At 36.6% G+C, this 2,286-nt stretch carries 2 protein-coding genes; both read left to right on the top strand.

Annotation, left to right across the window (positions count from 1 at the left end):
- Positions 1-512: YitT family protein (locus ACI35L_RS07935; protein ID WP_439802618.1), on the top strand; the 512-nt coding region annotated here is incomplete at its 5' end.
- Positions 513-1,344: 832 nt separating this feature from the next.
- Positions 1,345-2,286, top strand: coding sequence for a hypothetical protein (locus ACI35L_RS07930; RefSeq protein WP_439802617.1), 942 nt, complete (start codon positions 1,345-1,347; stop codon positions 2,284-2,286).

Here is a 2,286-nt window from a genome sequence, read left to right as displayed (position 1 = left end):
GCATCATTCTTGGTGTTGGTGTTGGTATTGTACTACGAAACTCAGGCGCGCTGGATGGTACAGAGGTTTTGGCTATTCTCATTAGCAGTAAGTCATCATTCTCTGTTGGACAGATTGTTATGTTCTTTAACCTTTTCATTTTAGGTGCTGCTTGCTTTGTCTACAACTTTAACTCTGGAATGTATTCATTGATTGCTTATTTTGTCGCCTTTAAAACGATGGATATTGTAGTAGAAGGATTAGATGAATCTAAGCAGATTGTCATCATCAGCAACCACTATGAAGAAATCGCTAATGAAATCACTACAAGATTAGGTAGAACAGTTACTTTCTTAAATGGGCAAGGTGCCTATTCTAAAGAAGAAAAACGAGTTATTTTCTGCGTGGTCACTCGTTTAGAAGAGGCAAAACTACGGTCAATTGTTGATGGAATTGATGAGAATGCCTTCATTGCTATCAGTCATATCAATGAAGTAAAGGGAGGAAACTTCAAAAAGAAGAACATTCATTAAGAATCCAATATATTTTCACACAAAGAAGAACCGATAAAAAAGCTTATCGGTTCTTTCTTTATTTTCTTGCTTATATGGGTGATTATAATAGTTCCTCTTTTAATAATTGCTTAGCTGATGAACTCCAGGGTAGTCTCACTATAGGACTACCCTGTATTTTATATAATTAGCAGGGGCATTGATTTAAGAAGGATTAATGCCTTTTTGTGTTGAATTCCTTATTGTAGAAACGGGAAGTTTTGTTGAAGAAGGTATTTGTTTTAACGATCCAGAATATATTCCCTTAACTATAAAAAAGAGGGGGAGTTATAATGAAAAAATTAATTATTGGTACTATAGTTTTGTTTGCACTTTTGGTATTACTCTCATTTTTTTTCAATATCAACATATTGTATTTGTTTCCCAATGTAATCGAATGGTCTACCAAGTTCATTCTGCCTTGGATAATCTTATACTGGGTCATAAGATTGCCCAAATTTTCGAAAACAAATAAAGTTGTCGCTTAGGGCATTAATCTAAGAAGGATTAATGCCCTTATCTGTTGAATTGCTTATGGAAGTAAAGGCGTGGATTGAATAACTAAACTGGACAAAAATTATAAGGTCTGCTGTATAAATTCTACAGGCGATAGATAGCCCAGTGTTCCGTAGTTGTTTCTACTTTCCTTAAAAATTCGGGTGATTTCTTTTGAAAGCTCTTTATCTTCAGTTTTCTGCTTACGTTTGCCTTTAAGATTGGCATGATAGTAATAGGTACTGGCCGGAATTTGGAGGACGTCACAATCAGATGATAAAATGACAAAAGGTACCTTTGTTTTAGAAAGAGTGATCCTATGGCTTTTCATCAATCAGAATATAAACAAGCGGCATCTTATGCCAAGAGCCTGCTTCTTCAACAATCAGAATCGGCGGTTATCGATCAATGGCTGGAAGCTTGGGTGGAACTAGTTCGAAAAAATAATTCAGAGGATAATCAAACGGAGCTTTTTCTGATCCACACCCAATCCTTGCGTTCAATGCTGGATTCATTAAGCAGTAACTCCTTGAAATACCTTTTAGGCCGCCTTATTAAAGTATATGATTTAACTTGGAGCGGCACATTCTCACCCATCGTATTTGATTCTTCCTTATCCTTGATGACGGAATTGATTGATGAGACGTTCTCTCTTATACAGATGTTCACCCCCATTGAGTTCACCTCTTTATTGGCTTATTTGCAGGGAGCTTCTGTCAATCCGAACTCCGGCATCTTCTCTTATATTTGGAAAATAGAAAAAAACAGCCGCTTCTTCCGTTCAGCTGATTTCTTTTTGCGCAACAAGGCACTTCACTATCTGTTACACCTAAACGCTGAAAGTGGATATCATCATACTATTAAAGACTTTAAAAAAATACTAAACTTTATAAAAGAGGATAATACAGCCATTCTGAATACCCTCCGCCATTATAAAGTCAAAAATCATCAAGGCTGCTATCAATTCATCCATTACTTGTTTAGTGAATTCATGGAAACCGGATTCAATCGAACAAAACAATGTATTCTATGGCTGGATAATGCTGCTGGCCGCACACCGAAAAAACCTTGGATGGATAAATTGTCTACCATCCAGCAGGAGTTTACAGAAGACGAACTGAGAAAAATAACACAATGGATCTTAACGAACGAACAGTTGAAAAGAGAGTCTGCCACTGGCTGGAGTGATCAAATCTATGCAAGATTCTACAAGTCCTCCGAATGGTATGGACAAATGAAAAAAGCAAAGCCGGTTCAATAA

Origin of the sequence: Pradoshia sp. (assembly GCF_051873915.1) — a bacterium.
GTDB lineage: Bacteria > Bacillota > Bacilli > Bacillales > Pradoshiaceae > Pradoshia.
Note: the sequence above shows the minus strand (reverse complement) of the source record. Positions and strands in the feature narration are given on the sequence as shown.

Bases quoted from the DNA above. Each gene is read 5' to 3' on its own strand.
- ACI35L_RS07930 (WP_439802617.1), top strand. From the start codon at position 1,345: ATGGCTTTTCATCAATCAGAATATAAACAAGCGGCATCTTATGCCAAG.